Raw genomic sequence first — 15,593 nt, 5'->3', positions numbered from 1 at the left:
ACTGTCATCCGCACGGGTTCCCGGCAGACTGGAGAAAAGTGGTGGAGAGTGGTGGTCACGCGGTGGCCGACCCTGAAGAGGCGCTCGGAACAGTCGAGTTGACGCAGCGGGTGACGGACTTCGTACGTCGGCGGGTGATGCCGTGCGAGCCCGTACTGGACGCCGGGGGCCCCGCTGCCGCGGCCACCCTGCGCGAGCTGCGCAGCCAGGCCAAGGAGAACGGTCTGTGGGCCATGCCGTTGCCCGTCGAGCTGGGTGGCCAGGGCCTTCCCCTGCGGCGGTACGCCCGGCTGGCCGAGGCCGAGGGAGCCAGCGACCACGGACCGGTCGCACTGGGCTCCGCTCCCCTGCTGGACGTCACGATGCTGCAACGCCACGGCAGCACACGGGTACGTGACCACTACCTCGAGCGGCTGGTCTCCGGGGAGCTCCGCACCTGCTACGCGATGACCGAACCCGATGTCCCGGGCACCGACCCGTTCATGACCGGCACCCGCGCCGTCCGGGAGCCGGACGGAGGCTGGACCCTCACCGGCCGCAAATGGTTCACCTCCAGTGCCGCCGACGCCGATCTCGTCACCGTCCTCGCCCGCACCGACGGCGGCACCTCCGATCGCGACGGGCTCTCCCTCCTCCTCGTCCCCACCAACTCCCCCGGCTTCCGACTCGTCCGCGAACTTCCCGTGCTCGGCGCCGGCGGGCAGTGGGAGATCGCACTGGACCAGGTCACCGTCCCGGACGACCATCTGCTCGGTGAGCGCGGCCAAGCCCTCACCATCGCCCGCGAACGACTCCAACTGGGCCGCACCCTGCGCTGTCTGCGCTGGCTCGGCCAGGCGCAGCGGGCCTTCGACCTGATGTGTGCGCGGGCCAACTCCCGTACGGGCTCCCGCGGTCCGCTCGCGGGCCACCAACTGGTGCAGCAGCACGTCTTCGAGTCGCTGCTCGCCGTGCGCACCACCCGACCGCTGGTCCACGAAGCGGTGGGCCGCATCGCCTCGGGCCTGGACGCACACACCGAAGTGGGCCTGGCCAAAGTGGCCGCTGCCCGCATGCTCCAACAGGTCGCGGACGCGGCCGTTCAGGTCCACGGTGCGGCCGGTCTCGGTCCCGACACCCCGCTGCCCGCACTCTTCCGTACCGGCCGCACCGCCCGGATCCTCGACGGCCCGGACGAGCTGCACATCACGTCCGTCGCACGCCGGGTCCTGCGCGACTACCCGACGTAGCTCCCCGGACCACGCCATCGGCCCAGATGCGCGCTCGGCACGAGATCCGGGCTGCATCCGGGCTACACATGCCGGATGTCGACCAGTCCGGTGAGCGCGGCAAGCCCGAGCGCGAGGAAGAAATCGCCCCACACCAGTTCGTGTCGTGGGGCGGTTCCCCGTACGGCGTCGTAGCAGCCGTCCAGCAGCATGCCGGTCGGACGGGTCTCCCCTGGCGCGGTGACGTGCGCGGTGACGAGACGATGCAGGATCGCGACGGCGCGGGCGGAGTACTCGGCCGCCCGTGGCCCAGGGAGGCGTGCGAGCTTCAGCAACGCGACCGCCGTGATGGCGGCGGCCGAGGTGTCCGGCGGACCATCGGGCCGTGCGGCATCGGCCGGCGGAACCAGGCGCCCGGCAGCCTCCTCCTGCAGATCGGCCAGCTGCGCCGCCGCGGCCTCCAAGGGGGCCGGCCCCCACGCCCCGGCGACGTCGCCGCGGTGCGGCGCATCGGCCACGGCCAGCAGCAGCCACGCACGTCCCCGGGTCCAGCCGGACGGCGGATCCTCGCACGGCCGCCAGCCACCGTTCATGTCGAAGCGCCAGGAGGGAATGAACCCCCCTTCGTGCAGGCAGAGTTCAAGATTCCGCCACAGATGGGAGGCGGCCGCCCCGACGCCCTCCGCTCCCGCTTCGGCGAGCAGCGGCACCATGCCGGGCACACCGTCCGCCCTGGTCAGCAGCCGCGGCCCGCCGAACGCCGATCCCCAGGGCACCAGGCCGAGTTCGGGATCCAGCGACGACAGGCAGGCCCGTGCGGCACGGCTGCGCAAGGCGGCGGCATCGGCAGCACCGTCGGCCAAGACGGTCCCGTACCAGAGGATCAGCCCACGGGTCGCGGTGTCGGCAGTCACCCACTCCGCCAGCCGCCCGGTACACGCGGCGGCCGCGGCCCGGTCGGCTCGCCCGCCGGTGTGCCCGGCCCGCAGCCACAGCAGTCCGGCCCAGAACCCACCCGTCCACGCACCGCGCCGGGTGGTCGTCCATCGACCGCTCTCCGGATCGGCGAACAGCGGGAAACGGTCGCCCACTTCGGCCGCGGTGCCGGCGACCCGGTCGAGCACATCCGACAGCGCGCGTTCCGCCCAGTCTCCGGACGTCACGCCGCACTCGCCGCCGTACGCTGCCGGCGCTCACGCCGCGCCCATACGTACGCCACCGTGCCGGCCGCGGCGAACTCCCCTGCGACCAGCAGCCAGCCGGGCCCGTAGTGGCCGGCTTCCGCGAGCACGCCGAAGACCGGCGGTCCCACGGCGAAACCGGCGAAGAACCCGGCCGATACGAGCGCCGAGTCCTGACCTGCCCGGCCCGGAGCGGCGCGCTGCATGACCAGCACCATGGAGACGGCGTTCCCGGACACGGCGAACACCCCCACCGCCACGGCCGCCGGCCAGGCCAGCGGATGCACGAGCAGCGCACCCGCCAGCAACAACGCCGCTCCGACCGCTCCGACCGCGAGCCACCCCGGGAGACGTTCGGCGCGTCCCGGAGTGGCCGCCCTCGACCAGCCCACCCGGCCGACGATGCCCGCCACACCCAGCACCGCCACGAGAGCCCCGGCGGCAGTGGGCCCCATGCCGAGTTCCCGAGCCCCGAACAGCGCCAAGTAGGTGTTGACGGAGGCTATTCCGCAGCCCAGCAGCAGGGAGAACGCCGCCAGCCAGGCGATGGCCCCGCGCGGCACCAGTGACGAGCGCGCCCCCGCCCCCTTCGCCGGAGGATCGGCGGGCAGCGTGTACAGAGCACAGAGGGCGGCCACCACGGCCGCGGCAGCTGCCGTCCACATCGCCCACCGCCAGCCGACACCTGCGGCCAGCGCCGCCAGAGGCAGCCCGGCCGCGAACGCACCCAGCTGCACACCCGACTGCTTCATCCCGGTCACCGAGCCCCGTGCGGCGGGCGGCACAGCGGCCAGAATCGTCTTGTTGGTCGCCGGATTGGCCAGCGCCTGGGGCACTCCGCCCACGGCGACCGCCGCGAGCAGAAACCCGGCCCCGGGCGCCGCACCGATCAGCCCGAGCGCCACGGCCGATACGAGCAACAGCGCGACAAGCGCACGCCGCGGCCCGATCCGGTCCACGATCCGGCCGCTCGACGGGGACAGCACGGCCGCCGCGCCGAATCCGATCGTCGTCGTCAGGCCCAATACCGTGGCGGAGATACCCAGTTCGTCCACCAGGCGGGGGCCGAGCGCACCAAGCAGGAAGAGCTGCAGCATCGAGAAGGCCATGGCACATGTGAGCAGCGCCGTCAGCCCTGCCTTCGTTCCCGCTGCCGGCACCCCCGCAACCACCCGTTCTCCACTCAACGGCGTCTCCGTTCCCCGCGGTCGGATGCGCTTCGCCGGATGCCCTTCGATGAAGGTCCTTCACCGAAGGGCATCCGGCGAGGGTTCTTCGCGTCACGTCAGCAGTCGGCCGAGACGGCACGGGAGTTCCCCACGGGGTCCGTGACGCACGTCACACCCGCTCGATGCGTCCTCCGCCATGACCCACGGCGTGAGGGCGCGGCTCCGCGGCGGACGGCGCGCCGTGAACAGTGCACCGTGAGCGGTGTGAGAGCCCAGCGGTGGTCACCGGGTTGCGGAGTGCGTGCCGCGGTGCCGGTCCTCCTCCCCTGCTGAGGCGTAAGGCTGGAGGGCCGCACGAACCCGGGTGGGCATCTCCGTCTTGCGGTGGGTCGCGGGATCTACGAACACGTGGCGCACTTCGCCTTCCGCGATGAGCCGTTCACCGGCCTTGAACACCGGGCGCACGATCATGCTCGTCGTTCCGAGATGGGTGATGGGCATCTCGATATCGAGCAGCTCGTCGAAGCGCGCTCCCTGGCGATAGAGAATGCGCGATTCCGCCACGACCAGGTCGGCTCCACCCTCGACCGTGGACGCGTAGTCCCCGATGACCTCTCGCCACAGCTCGGTCAAGGCGACGTCGTAGTAGAAGAGATAGTGACCGTTGAACACCACGCCCTGCTGGTCACACTCGCTGTAGCGCACCCGCAAGCGGTGCGTGAATGACTTGGCCATGGCGCGATCATAGTTACCTGCCGCACTGACGACCGAGGCCGCACGGCAGTCAGCGAGCGCCGCCACCGCCCAGTGCGGCGTCGTCTGGCCGGTCGCGGAACCCCGTCCTAGGGAACGAGGACGATCTTTCCCTTCACTCGCCCGCTCTCGATCAGACGGTGCGCCTCGGCCACCTCCGTCAGCGGCATACTGCGTTGAACGTGTACGCGTAGCCGCCCCTGCTCTATGAGCGCGTTGAGCTTCTCCAACGAGGCGTAGTCAGGCTCGACGCCGAGGGCGGCGAAGCGCGTCCCCCGCTCGGCCAGGCCCGGTACGGCCGCCGCACGGGTGGCGCTCACCATGATCCCGCCGGGCCGCAGCGCCTCCACCGCCCGCGTCGCGTCGTCACCTGGGACCAGGTCGAAGAGCACGTCGACGTCCCGTACCGCCGCACCGACATCGGTCGTGGTGTAGTCGACGGTCTCGTCCGCGCCGAAGCCGCGCACGAACGCGTGTTTCTCCGCCCGCGCGGTGCCGATGACGTACGCCCCGAGTGCCTTGGCGACCTGTACGGCCAGGTGGCCCGTCCCGCCGGCCGCCCCGAGAACCAGCACCCGCTGCCCGCTCGACACCCGCGCCGTGTCCACCAATCCCTGCCAGGCGGTGAGCGCCGCCATCGGCAGCGCCGCAGCCTCGACGTGCGTGAGGGCGGCGGGCTTGTGGGCCAAGTGGCGGGGCGGGGCGGTGACGTACTCCGCGTAGCCGCCGCCGCGCCACGGGAAGTGCACCAGTCCGTACACCTCGTCGCCCGGCGCGAATCGGGTGACGCCGGGCGTGACGGCCTCGACCACCCCCGAGACATCCCAGCCGGGGATGAACGGCAGCGTCCCCCAAGGGACCACGCCTGCCCGGAACTTCGCGTCCACCGGGTTCACGCCGGCCGCTTCGACCCGCACCAGCACCTCGGTGGCCACCGGCTCCGGACGCTCCACCTCCGTTACGCGCAGCTCCTCGGAACCGCCGAAGGCAAGCTGACTGACGGCGCGCATAAGCACACCCATGACGTACACCTCTTACTGATCGTCTTGCTGATCTCTCACGGTCGCCGCGCGGCGCACACCAGCCTGCGCCACACGGTGACACTTGAGAAGAAGGCACCCTTCTGATACCCAGGTTCCCTATGGATACCTGCAATGACCTGCGGCAATACGGTGGCGCCGACGCCTACTTCCAGACCTGCCCGTCGCGCCCGGTGCTGTCACTGCTCACCAGCAAATGGGCCCTGCTCACGGTCGGCGCCCTCCAACAGGGGCCGCTGCGCTTCAACGCACTGCGCCGCCGCCTGGACGGCGTCACACAAAAGATGCTCACGCAGGCACTGCGGACCCTGGAGCGGGACGGCCTGGTCACCCGCACCGTCTACCCCACGATCCCACCGAAGGTCGTATACGAACTCACCGAGCTCGGTCACAGCCTCACCGGCCTGCTGACGGCGGTCCAGGACTGGTCCGAGGAACACCAAGGTGAAGTACTCGCCGCCCGCCGGTCCTATGACCGGCGGGCGGCGGCCGAGGTGGAGCCGATGCGACCTGCCGGCGACTAAGGGCTGTCCGGCAGACCCGCGGCCGACGCCAGGCCCACCACCGTGCGTCGGATGGCTTCGCCGCACGGAACCCTCTTCGCTACTCCGCCACTTGCGCCGGGAACTGGACGCATTCCGGCGCTGCCTCGACGGGGACCTCACCACGCAGGTCGCGCACCGCGGCGACTGGACGCTGCTGGATCTGGCGGAGCATGTGGGTCGTTCGAACCTCTCGGCGGCCGCCGCGGTCACCCAGAGGCGCGGTGGCTACGAACCCCCCGCGGCGCCGCGCGAGCGAGCCGCTTTGGTGCGCTGGTCCGACGTCGCGTCGCAGACGCTGTACGAGGCACTGGACACCGATCCATCCGCCCCCGCCTGGACGTTCCGCCCGCCGCACACCGTCGGCTTCTGGCACGGGGTGTTCGCCTGGGACGGCGACGAGAAGGCGGGCCGTCGGATCCTGCAGGGGCCCCTCACCCCCTGAAGGGTGCGGCGGTGTCGCCCGTTGCTTCACGGTGCGTCAGAACCGGTTCCGTCGAAGACCTCACGGTTACGAACGATCTCGGTCTGGTGGTCCTGCACCCAACGCACCACGTGCGTGACCGTGTCGCTGAGCGATCGCCCCAGTGGGGTGAGCGCGTATTCCACGCGAGGCGGCACTTCGGCGTAGGCCGTCCGCGTGACCAGTCCGTCGCGGGTCAGCGAGCGGAGCGTCTGGCTCAGCATCCGCTGGGACACCCCGGCGACCCGCTCGTGCAGGGTCGTGAAGCGCAGCGGTCCGTCGGCGAGCGTGGTGATGACCAGGACGGTCCACTTGTCTCCGACGCGGGCGAGCACGTCGCGCACGAGTTCGATGGTCGTCGCGCACTCCGGGGTGACGCCGGCGGCCGCCAACTGGGAGCGCAGTGCGGATTCCATGTGTCGGTTCCCTCCGAGTGCGTAGCTGACGTGAAAGTGCGTGAGCGCCAGACCTTGATCGCGGCGGCCGCACCCCATTACATACGGATGGTAACCAATGGGCGCTCGCCCGATCCGTCACGATGCCATGTGAGGAAGAGATGGCCACCAACGCCGTCGGGACCAGTGCCGCAGCAGCAGACACAGACGTAGCCACAGCCACAGCCACAGACGTAGCCGCAACCGCTGAAGAGCAGGCCGGCAGCGCGGCCCCAGGAGTGCGGCACGACGCCTTCACGGTCGAAGTCCATCTGACCGCGCCTCAGAGCGCGGTGTTCGGGGCCTTCGCCGACACTCCGGTCCGGCGCCGCTGGTTCAAGCTGCCGGGCCACCAGGTGTCGTACCGCCATGACTTCGCCGTCAACGGCGGCGAGACGGCGTCCAGTGTCTTCATGGTTCCGGACGCACCGCCGGAACGGCTGGCGTACACCTCTCGCTACCTCGACATCACGCCGGGGTCGAGGATCGTGTACGCGTACACGTCCCGCGTGGACGACGTGCCGCGCTGGACCTCACTGGTGACCGTTGAACTGCACCCGGAGGACGACGGTACGCACCTGAGGTGGACCGAGCAGGCGGCCTTCCTCACCCCTTCCGCGGAGCCCGACCACGATTTCCCCCACCTGCGGGGCGCCACCCGCCTGCGGTTGAACGGACTCGCGGTGGCTCTGATGGCCACAGGGAACCCCGGCACCGGTCCGCGCACGAGGGGTTGACCCCTGAGAGGCAATCCGGGGCCAGGGCGTCGCGCCGGGCGAAGCTCCTCCACCAGCCGGGGTGAAAAACGGCGCAATCAGGACACTTTGTGTCGGGTGAGGCATAACTCCGCCCCGGAAAAGCCAGGATCCCTTCCGGATCACGTGGCAGTCGTATGAGTGCCGTGTCTAGGAAGGAACGCCGCAGACGATGAGGATCACAGCCAAGGTGTCCCGGGTCGTCACCGCGCTGGCCCTGAGCGCCATTGTGGGACTGGGCCTGGCCAACGGGGCGCAGGCCACGTCAGCACAGGACAACACGGCCCACCCCAGCGCCCGGTCGACCACCGAGGACGGAGGTTGGCAGGGTGAGGGCGGGCTGTCGCTGAGCCCGGCGGACAACGCGCGCGTGGACGCCTATCTGGAGCAGGCCAAGAAGGCGGAACGGTCCATCAGCCCGCAGGTGCGGGCGGCCGCGGCACTCAGCGACGCCGAGGTCATCGGCTTCGACCGCCGCCTGAAGTCCCCGGATTCGCTCAAGCGCAAGGTCGCCACCTCGATGAAGGAGAACCCGGGCCAGAACGTCGGCGAGGCCCTGGCGAGGATCAGCGACTCGGTGCGCTACACCCTGCAGTGGCCCGACCACCGCTACAGCGTCGGCGTCACCATCGCCTCGCACACCCTCGCGGCCTGGGGCAACGACAGCTCCAAGTGGACGAACCGCTGGACCGGCGCGAAGGGCTACAAGGGGCTCAACACCGGCTGGCGCGCACCGCGTTCCGGTCATCCGTTCGAGATCCAGTTCCACACGCCGACGAGCAAGTGGGCACAGGAGGAGACGCACAAGCTGTACGAGGAGCAGCGACTGCCCACCACCACCCCCGAGCGCGCCAAGGAACTCCAGGAACAGCAGGACGCGATCTTCGCAATGGTTCCCGTCCCGCCCGGCGCCGACCGCCTGACCGCTCCGCGCGTACCCGCCACCGCCACCCGCCACTGATCCACTCGCCCGACACGGGACCTCGAAGCAGGACGGCCTCGCACAAGCGGGGCCGTCTCCACGTGACTGCGAGTGGGGCCGCCTCCACGTGACTGGTGCTTCTTGAGCACCCCGGCGAGTTCGGCGGTTGCCAGGGGCCGGGAAGGGATCACCCGCCAGGGTTGCCCTGCTGGACGTCGAGGATGATGTCGGCGGCGCGAGCGATGACCGGGGCGCGGGTGCGGCCGGGGTGGTCGGCGGCGAGGAAGTGGCTGCCGATGGCCGTGCAGAAGGCGAGCAGGGCGCGGGCCTCGACCTCCTCGGGGTCGGCGCAGAAGGTGCCGATCGCGTCGCGGGCCAGCTGCATACGCTTGTTGTCCACGCGGCGCAGGCGGTCGGCGACCGCGTGGTCGCGGCGGGCCCACTCGCGGATGGCCAGGTCGATGGGGAGCAGGCGGTCGCTGGAGAAGGTGAGCTGTCCGGCCAGGCGGACCTTGTCCCGTGCGTCGCCGCCCTCCCGCTCGATCCGGTCCACCACGTCGTCCACGCTCTCGCGCTCCCAGGCGTCCAGCATCTCGGTCAGCAGCGCGTCGCGGTCGGCGAAGTAACCGTAGAAGCCGCCCTTGGTCACCCCCAGCGCCTTGGCGAGCGCCTCGACCCGCACCGCGTCCACTCCGCCTGCGGCCAGCACCCGAAGCCCTTCCTCGACCCACTTCTCGCGCGGTGTGCGCAATGCGCCCATGCGTGGCCCACCTCACCCAGTCCCACCTGTTGTACGGCTACGTATAACAGGTCTACCCTCACCTTGTACGGCATCGTATAACCCGAGAGGGGACACGCCATGTCATTCGGTTTCGTTGCCTTCCACTACCCGGCCGCCGAGCACGTCGAGGAGTTCGTCGGCGAGTGCCACAAGGTCGCCGAGGCGTCGCGGCGGCAGCCGGGCTTTCTGTCCGTCGGAGTCTGGGTCACGCCGGACGGCGAGGCCGTCGTCACCACCGGCACGTTCGAGTCCGAGGAGGCGTTCCGGGCGGCGGCCGAGGTGGGACGCGAGATGGGCGCGACGCCCGACGGCTTGAGCGACCTGGAGGTCCGGCCCCGTGAGGTCCACTTCCTCGTGTCGCGCTGACGATCCGGGCGGGGTCAGCTCCCCATTGAGAGTCAAATCCCTGTTGGGACGGGGGGTTTGGCGTCACAGGACGCCGAGCCGCCGGGCCGCCACGAGACGCGGTTGACGGACCTTCCGCGGACCGCCACGGACGCCCATGTCCCGGCGGGCAGACGCCGGGCCTTGGCTAGAGTGCGAGGGTGCCGTCGTACAGCATTGGGCAGGCAGCAGGGCTGCTGGGCGTGAGTTCGGAGACCGTCCGTCGGTGGGCTGACGGCGGACGGCTGCGCATGGACCGGGACGGTTCGGGGAACCGGGCGATCGACGGGGTGAGCCTGGCGGGCTTCGCCAAGGAGCGGGCCGCGGGGATGCATCCGGTACCGGACGCGGTGTCCACCTCCGTGCGCAACTCGTTCGCCGGGATCGTCACCGCCGTGCACGTCGACGACGTGACCGCACAGGTGGAAGTGCAGTCCGGTCCGCATCGGCTGGTCTCGTTGGTCACCCGGGAGGCCGTCGAGGAACTCGGCATCGCGGTCGGAGTCACCGTCACGGCCAGGGTGAAGTCGACCAATGTGCACATCGACCGCCACTGACCACTGGACGATTCAGTGGCAGAGCAGCGCGGCGCGCAGGTCGAGCTTGTCGTCGAGGCGGGAGAGATTGCGGCCGGTGAGGGCTTCGATGCGCTGGATGCGGTAGTGGACGGTGTTCACGTGCAGATGGAGGGCCTCGGCGGTCCTGGTCCAGGAACAGTTGTGCGCGAGGAAGACTTCGAGCGTCTCCAGCAGCATGGTGTGCGAGGCCGGTGAGCCGAGCAGCAGCGGGCCCAGGGTCCTGCTGCTGTAGGCCTCTCTCACATGGTCGGGGTCACCCGCCAGCAGCGACTCCAGGGTCGACAGGTCCTCGACCGCCGTCACTTGGGCGGTCCGCGGTTCCGTGGTCCGGGCCGCGGCCAGTGCGTAGCGCGCCTCGGCGAGAGCCGTTCCCAGCCCTGCCGGGGTCGATGCGAGGGCGCTGACGCCGGCGTGCAGGGCGGTGTCCGGCCGGCAGGCGTGGAGCAGCGGCCATGCCTCGCTCAGCCGGGTCCGGAGGTCGTCGTCGCAGGCGGCGTCGACGACGGCGATCGCCTCGCCGTCCGCGCCCGGTCCGACGGCGAAGCCTGTGGAGGGTAGGTGGTTCAGCGCCTCGACGAGCGCGTCGCCGGCCCGGGGGTGCCCGTCGGTCTCCATGGTGGCGACGACCGCCCGGTAGGGCCCTTGGGCGGTGAGGCCGCAGGCCCGCAGCGCATTGTCCACGGCGTTGGTGTCCGGCGCGGCGGTGCCGGTCAGGGCTATGAGGTCTTCGTGTGCCTGCCGCCGCGTCGCCTGCCGGCGGTCGAGTTGGTGGCGGAGATGAGCCATGATCTCGGCGATCTCGTGCAGGACCCGCGGCGGAGCCGCGACCGCCTGCGGTAGATGGAGGTGCCAGGCGTCGTAGGGGGTGCCGTCGGCCTGGATGCGCAGCGTGGTGCCGGAGGTGCCGTGCAGGCTCTTCGCGGCCTGTCGCGCGGGGAGGGGGGAAGCGGACGTGGTGCGGGCGACGGTGCGTCCGCTGCTGGTGAGGAGGTAGCAGGGCGGCGTGCCGAGATGGGCGAAGGCCCGGTCCAGCAGTTCGACCGGGGGCGCGCCGCGCTCGAGCAGCCGACTGAGTTCGATGCGTACGTTCTCCGGCAGCGCGTAGTGGGGTGCGGGGCGGCGGCTGAGGTCTCCCCACTGGCGGAGATAGACCGCTTCGGTGATGGCCCGGAAGCTGGTCCGCGCGGGGACGGCGAGCAGCGCGATCCGGTGTTCACGGCAGGAGTCGACGAGGTCCTCGGGCACCGTGCCGTGCGTTTCCTCGCCGGCGAGGAGGGCGGCGACGCCGACGGCCCGCAGCGCGGAGACAAAGCGATCGGTCTTGGCGCGACCGTCGTCCGGCGTCCACCACACCAGTCCGCTCAGCACGATCTCGCCCGGCTGCAGAAACCTGGTCGGGTCCTCCAGATCGGTGGCGGTGACTCCGCTGACCTCTTGGCCGAGAAGTGGCTCATCGCCCCAGACGAGACCGAGGTCGAGGCTGTCGAGCTGGAGGAGGTCTTCGACGTGCATACGGTGGCTCCTTGCGCGGCTGTGGGACGACCCCAGATCTCACATTCACTAGGCGATTACGAGTTATCCCATCGTAAATGCCAAGGATTTTCCACTGAAATCCTCTTGGTTGATCATCCAGTTCACAGGTGTCGACGATGGAGGTTTTCCGTGTGCGCAACCAGTCGTTTTCCGTCCCCGCCCTGGCTTCACTGAGGGGGAATCAGTGGCCGAAAGGCGTGGGGAGACATGGATCTGAACACCGTGATGGACGTGCTCGACGCACGCCGTCGTGAGCCCTGGCGGCCGGGTGACGCATGGCTGGGCGGGGGGACGTATCTGTTCTCCGAGCCGCAGCCGCAGCTGCGCCGCCTGCGGGATCTGAGCCGGATGGGCTGGGACCCGGTGACGTACCGGGAGGACGGGGCGCTGGAGATCGCGGCGACCTGCACGATCGCCCAGCTCTCCCGCTGCGGACGGAGGCTCCGTGCGCAGGCGGCGCCGTTGTTCGAGCAGTGCTGCAGGGCCTTCCTGGCATCCTTCAAGATCTGGAACATGGCGACGGTCGGCGGGAATCTCTGCAACGGCCTGCCGGCCGGGCCGATGATCTCGCTGACCGCCGCGCTCGACGGCAAGTGCCTGCTCCAGTCGCAGACCGGCGCGCTGCGTCGCGTCGACGTCGCCGACTTCATCACCGGCGCGGGCCGCAAGGACCTCCGCGAGGGCGAGCTGCTCTGCTCCGTCACCCTGCCGGCCCGGGCGCTGGACTGCCGTACGGCCTTCCGTCAGGCGTCGCTGTACGGCCTCGGCCGCTCCGGCGCGCTGGTCATCGGCACCCTCGACCCCGTGGACGGCTCGCTGGCGGTGGCCCTCACCGCGGCGACCGTACGGCCCTTCCGTCTCTGGTTCCCACTGCCTCCGGGCGAGGCGGAGCTGCGGGACGCGATCGAGGCGGCCGTCGGCGACGACGACTGGTTCGACGACATCCACGGGCTGCCCGAATGGCGTCGGCACATGGGATTCCGCCTCGCCGAGGAGATCCGGCGCGAACTCACCCAGCTCCCCCAGGACGGCAGGCGATGAGCTTCCACATCGAGGTCAACAACCGACCCTTCGCCGACGAACCGCGCGCCGGCCAGTGTCTGCGCACCTACCTGCGCGAGCGCGGCTGGTTCGGGGTGAAGAAGGGCTGCGACGCCGGGGACTGCGGGGCCTGCACCGTCCACGTGGACGGCGAACCCGTGCACAGCTGTCTGTATCCGGCGGTACGGGCCGAGGGCCGCAGCGTCACCACCGTCGAGGGCCTGGCCTCCCCGGAGGGGGAACTCCACCCCGTCCAGCAGAAGTTCCTCGACGCCCAGGGATTCCAGTGCGGCTTCTGCACCGCCGGCTTCCTGATGACCACCGCGGCCCTCGAAGCCGAGCAGGGCACCGACCACGACGACGGCAAACTCGACGACCTTCCGCGGGCCTTCAAGGGCAACATCTGCCGCTGTACGGGGTATCGGGCGATCGAGGACGCGGTGCGCGGCGTCAAGCACACCGACCGGCCGTGCGCCGGCAAGGCGGTCGGGAAGAGCCTCGGCGCCCCGGCCGGCCCGCAGGTCGTCACCGGCACCGCCCGCTACACGTTCGACGTCGAAGTCCCGGGAATGCTGCACATGAAGCTGCTGCGCTCCCCCCACCCGCACGCCCGGATCACCGCCATCGACGCCTCCGCGGCCCTGCGGGTGCCGGGCGTGCACGCCGTACTCACCCACGAGGACGCCCCCGAGCGCCTGTACTCCTCCGCCCGCCACGAACACCCCACGGAGGACCCCGACGACACACGCGTCCTCGACCGCACCGTCCGCTACGTCGGCCAGCGCGTCGCCGCCGTCGTGGCCGACAGCGAGCAGGCCGCCGAGGAAGGCTGCCGGCGCATCGAGGTCACGTACGAGGAGCTCCCGTACGTCACCGACCCCGAAACCGCGATGCTGCCCGGCGCGCCGGCGCTGCACGGCGACAAGGGCCCCGAGGCCCGCATCGCCCGCGCCGAGAACAACGTCGCGGGCGAGGTACACGGTGAGATCGGCGACGTCGAAGAGGGCTTCGGCCTGGCCGACGTCGTCTACGAGGAGACCTTCCGCACCCAGCGCGTCCAGCACGCCAGCCTCGAAACCCACGGCTGCGTCGCCTACTTCGAGCCCAAGGAGGACGGCACGGGCGAACGCCTGACGGTCCGCTCCTCCACCCAGACCCCGTTCCTGACCCGGCGTGCGCTCTGCGCGCTGTACGACCTGCCCGAGGACGAGGTCCGCGTGGTCGCGGGCCGGGTCGGCGGCGGCTTCGGCGGCAAGCAGGAGATGCTGACCGAGGACATCGTGGCCCTGGCGGCCCTGAAACTGCGCCGCCCGGTGAAGCTGGAGTACACCCGCGCCGAGCAGTTCTACGGGGCCACCACCCGCCACCCGTTCACGATCACCATCAAGATGGGCGCCCGCAAGGACGGCACCCTGACCGCCTTCCACTTCCGGGTGGTGTCCAACACCGGCGCATACGGCAACCACGGCCCGGCGGTGATGTTCCACAGCGTGGGCGAGTCGATGGCCGTCTACCGGGCCCCGCACAAGAAGGTCGACGCCTTCTCCGTCTACACCAACTGCGTGCCGGCGGGTGCCTTCCGCGGCTACGGCCTCGGCCAGGTCACCTTCGCGGTCGAGTCGGTGGTGGACGAACTGGCCCGCCGTCTGGACCTGGACCCCCTGGCCTTCCGCGAGAAGAACATCATCGGCCCCGGCGAACGCCTGCTCAGCCCGATCGGCGAGGAGGAGGACCTCCACATCGCCTCCTACGGCCTCGACCAGTGCCTGTCGGTCGTCCGCAGGGCCGTCGCCGAGGACACCAGCGCCGACCCGGCTCCGGAAGGCTGGCTGGTCGGACAGGGCACGGGCATGGCGATGATCGCGACGGGCCCACCCGGCGGCCATTACGCCGACGCCCGGGTCTCCCTCCTCTCCGACGGCACGTACGACATCGCGGTCGGCACCGCGGAGTTCGGCAACGGCACCACCACGGTGCACAAACAGATCACCGCCGGCGCCCTGAACACCACGGAGGACCGCATCGCGATCCGGCAGTCCGACACCGACGTCGTACGCCACGACACGGGCGCCTTCGGCTCGGCCGGCACCGTGGTCGCGGGCAAGGCGGTCCTCCTGGCGGCGACCGCCCTGGCCGAGCGGCTGCAGACCTTCGCGGCCCGGCACACGGGCGTGGCCCGGCATCTGTGCGAACTGGGCGCCGAGGCCTTCGACTGCGCAGGCCGGGTCGTGCCCCTGAAGGAGCTCGTCGAGGCCGCCCACACGAAGGGCGCCGCGGAGGAGCTGGCCGCGGACGGCCACTGGGGCGGATCACCGCGCTCGGTCGCCTTCAACGCCCAGTGGTTCCGCATAGCCGTCGACCCCGGCACCGGGGAGATCCGCATCCTGCGCAGCGTCCACGCCGCGGACGCGGGCAAGGTCATGAACCCGATGCAGTGCCGGGGCCAGGTCGAGGGCGGCGTCGCCCAGGCACTGGGCGCCACCCTCTTCGAGAACGTCCGCATCGACGAGCGCGGCGAGGTCACCACCGCCGCGTTCCGCCGCTACCGTCTCCCCCAGTACGCCGACATCCCGCGCACCGAGGTCCACTTCATGGAGACCACGGACGCCATCGGACCGCTCGGCGCCAAGTCGATGAGCGAGAGCCCGTTCAACCCCGTCGCCCCGGCCTTCGCCAACGCCCTGCGCGACGCCACCGGCCTCCGCTTCACGGAAATGCCCCTCACCCGGGACCGTGTCTGGCGCGCGCTCGACCGCCACGCTCGTGCCTCGGCCGCCGAGGGTCCGGCGTTCGATGACTGAACCAGGAA

16 protein-coding genes are annotated in these 15,593 nt (G+C 70.8%); 9 read left to right on the top strand and 7 right to left on the bottom strand.

The window, feature by feature from the left end:
• Positions 1 to 62: 62 nt before the first annotated feature.
• Positions 63 to 1,229, top strand: a complete 1,167-nt coding sequence (locus AC0680_RS20120; protein WP_478630452.1) for an acyl-CoA dehydrogenase family protein — start codon at positions 63 to 65, stop codon at positions 1,227 to 1,229.
• A gap of 62 nt (positions 1,230 to 1,291) precedes the next feature.
• On the opposite strand, the gene AC0680_RS20115 is transcribed toward AC0680_RS20120, so the two are convergent.
• The 4 genes from AC0680_RS20115 to AC0680_RS20100 all read right to left on the bottom strand — a co-directional run bounded on the left by AC0680_RS20115 (position 1,292) and on the right by AC0680_RS20100 (position 5,321).
• On the bottom strand, positions 1,292 to 2,371 hold the full coding sequence (locus AC0680_RS20115; RefSeq protein WP_478630450.1) for a sugar ABC transporter permease: 1,080 nt from the start codon (positions 2,369 to 2,371) through the stop codon (positions 1,292 to 1,294).
• Positions 2,368 to 3,498 carry an MFS transporter gene (locus AC0680_RS20110; RefSeq protein WP_478630447.1) on the bottom strand — a complete coding sequence of 377 codons (1,131 nt, stop codon included), beginning with the start codon at positions 3,496 to 3,498 and terminating at the stop codon, positions 2,368 to 2,370. The genes AC0680_RS20115 and AC0680_RS20110 overlap by 4 nt, the downstream gene beginning before the upstream one ends.
• 342 nt (positions 3,499 to 3,840) lie before the next feature.
• The gene (locus AC0680_RS20105; protein ID WP_478630444.1) at positions 3,841 to 4,293 is read right to left on the bottom strand and encodes an acyl-CoA thioesterase; all 453 of its coding nucleotides are present in this window, start codon (positions 4,291 to 4,293) and stop codon (positions 3,841 to 3,843) included.
• Between the two features lie 107 nt (positions 4,294 to 4,400).
• Positions 4,401 to 5,321, bottom strand: a complete 921-nt coding sequence (locus AC0680_RS20100; RefSeq protein WP_478630525.1) for an NADP-dependent oxidoreductase — start codon at positions 5,319 to 5,321, stop codon at positions 4,401 to 4,403.
• A gap of 131 nt (positions 5,322 to 5,452) precedes the next feature.
• On the opposite strand from AC0680_RS20100, the gene AC0680_RS20095 reads away from it, so the two are divergent.
• Entirely contained in the window at positions 5,453 to 5,875 is a 423-nt protein-coding gene (locus tag AC0680_RS20095) for a winged helix-turn-helix transcriptional regulator (protein WP_478630443.1), read from the top strand.
• A gap of 91 nt (positions 5,876 to 5,966) precedes the next feature.
• Positions 5,967 to 6,338 (top strand): maleylpyruvate isomerase N-terminal domain-containing protein, encoded by a 372-nt coding sequence (locus AC0680_RS20090; protein ID WP_478630440.1) that lies wholly within the window; start codon positions 5,967 to 5,969, stop codon positions 6,336 to 6,338.
• Between the two features lie 26 nt (positions 6,339 to 6,364).
• Here AC0680_RS20090 and AC0680_RS20085 read toward each other — a convergent pair whose 3' ends face one another.
• The gene (locus AC0680_RS20085; protein WP_478630438.1) at positions 6,365 to 6,772 is read right to left on the bottom strand and encodes a winged helix-turn-helix transcriptional regulator; all 408 of its coding nucleotides are present in this window, start codon (positions 6,770 to 6,772) and stop codon (positions 6,365 to 6,367) included.
• Between the two features lie 257 nt (positions 6,773 to 7,029).
• Between AC0680_RS20085 and AC0680_RS20080 the strand changes: the two genes are divergently transcribed.
• Both AC0680_RS20080 and AC0680_RS20075 read left to right on the top strand, forming a co-directional pair.
• Positions 7,030 to 7,527, top strand: a complete 498-nt coding sequence (locus tag AC0680_RS20080; RefSeq protein WP_478630435.1) for an SRPBCC domain-containing protein — start codon at positions 7,030 to 7,032, stop codon at positions 7,525 to 7,527.
• Positions 7,528 to 7,717: 190 nt separating this feature from the next.
• Entirely contained in the window at positions 7,718 to 8,506 is a 789-nt protein-coding gene (locus AC0680_RS20075; protein ID WP_478630432.1) for an ATP nucleotide 3'-pyrophosphokinase, read from the top strand.
• Between the two features lie 148 nt (positions 8,507 to 8,654).
• Here the strand turns inward: AC0680_RS20075 and AC0680_RS20070 are convergent, their stop codons facing one another.
• Positions 8,655 to 9,227 carry a TetR/AcrR family transcriptional regulator gene (locus AC0680_RS20070; RefSeq protein ID WP_478630429.1) on the bottom strand — a complete coding sequence of 191 codons (573 nt, stop codon included), beginning with the start codon at positions 9,225 to 9,227 and terminating at the stop codon, positions 8,655 to 8,657.
• Positions 9,228 to 9,326: 99 nt separating this feature from the next.
• Between AC0680_RS20070 and AC0680_RS20065 the strand changes: the two genes are divergently transcribed.
• The gene (locus AC0680_RS20065) at positions 9,327 to 9,614 is read left to right on the top strand and encodes a putative quinol monooxygenase (RefSeq protein WP_478630427.1); all 288 of its coding nucleotides are present in this window, start codon (positions 9,327 to 9,329) and stop codon (positions 9,612 to 9,614) included.
• Positions 9,615 to 9,793: 179 nt separating this feature from the next.
• A complete protein-coding gene (locus tag AC0680_RS20060; protein ID WP_478630425.1) occupies positions 9,794 to 10,189 on the top strand; it encodes a TOBE domain-containing protein in 396 nt (131 codons plus the stop codon).
• Between the two features lie 12 nt (positions 10,190 to 10,201).
• Here the strand turns inward: AC0680_RS20060 and AC0680_RS20055 are convergent, their stop codons facing one another.
• Positions 10,202 to 11,722 (bottom strand): PucR family transcriptional regulator, encoded by a 1,521-nt coding sequence (locus tag AC0680_RS20055; RefSeq protein WP_478630423.1) that lies wholly within the window; start codon positions 11,720 to 11,722, stop codon positions 10,202 to 10,204.
• 228 nt (positions 11,723 to 11,950) lie between these two features.
• On the opposite strand from AC0680_RS20055, the gene AC0680_RS20050 reads away from it, so the two are divergent.
• Positions 11,951 to 12,784, top strand: coding sequence for an FAD binding domain-containing protein (locus AC0680_RS20050; protein WP_478630421.1), 834 nt, complete (start codon positions 11,951 to 11,953; stop codon positions 12,782 to 12,784).
• Complete coding sequence (locus AC0680_RS20045) at positions 12,781 to 15,585, top strand: molybdopterin-dependent oxidoreductase (protein ID WP_478630418.1); 2,805 nt, start codon at positions 12,781 to 12,783, stop codon at positions 15,583 to 15,585. Before AC0680_RS20050 ends, AC0680_RS20045 begins: the two co-directional genes overlap by 4 nt.
• The last annotated feature ends 8 nt before the right edge of the window (positions 15,586 to 15,593 follow it).

The sequence above is a fragment of the Streptomyces sp. NPDC043738 genome, from assembly GCF_056436545.1.
This window is presented reverse-complemented; position numbering and strand designations above follow the sequence as displayed.

Bases quoted from the DNA above. Each gene is read 5' to 3' on its own strand.
- AC0680_RS20065 (WP_478630427.1), top strand. From the start codon at position 9,327: ATGTCATTCGGTTTCGTTGCCTTCCACTACCCGGCCGCCGAGCACGTC.
- AC0680_RS20085 (WP_478630438.1), bottom strand. From the start codon at position 6,772: ATGGAATCCGCACTGCGCTCCCAGTTGGCGGCCGCCGGCGTCACCCCG.
- AC0680_RS20100 (WP_478630525.1), bottom strand. From the start codon at position 5,321: ATGCGCGCCGTCAGTCAGCTTGCCTTCGGCGGTTCCGAGGAGCTGCGC.
- AC0680_RS20070 (WP_478630429.1), bottom strand. From the start codon at position 9,227: ATGGGCGCATTGCGCACACCGCGCGAGAAGTGGGTCGAGGAAGGGCTT.
- AC0680_RS20105 (WP_478630444.1), bottom strand. From the start codon at position 4,293: ATGGCCAAGTCATTCACGCACCGCTTGCGGGTGCGCTACAGCGAGTGT.
- AC0680_RS20075 (WP_478630432.1), top strand. From the start codon at position 7,718: ATGAGGATCACAGCCAAGGTGTCCCGGGTCGTCACCGCGCTGGCCCTG.
- AC0680_RS20045 (WP_478630418.1), top strand. From the start codon at position 12,781: ATGAGCTTCCACATCGAGGTCAACAACCGACCCTTCGCCGACGAACCG.
- AC0680_RS20050 (WP_478630421.1), top strand. From the start codon at position 11,951: ATGGATCTGAACACCGTGATGGACGTGCTCGACGCACGCCGTCGTGAG.
- AC0680_RS20095 (WP_478630443.1), top strand. From the start codon at position 5,453: ATGGATACCTGCAATGACCTGCGGCAATACGGTGGCGCCGACGCCTAC.
- AC0680_RS20110 (WP_478630447.1), bottom strand. From the start codon at position 3,498: ATGGCCTTCTCGATGCTGCAGCTCTTCCTGCTTGGTGCGCTCGGCCCC.
- AC0680_RS20055 (WP_478630423.1), bottom strand. From the start codon at position 11,722: ATGCACGTCGAAGACCTCCTCCAGCTCGACAGCCTCGACCTCGGTCTC.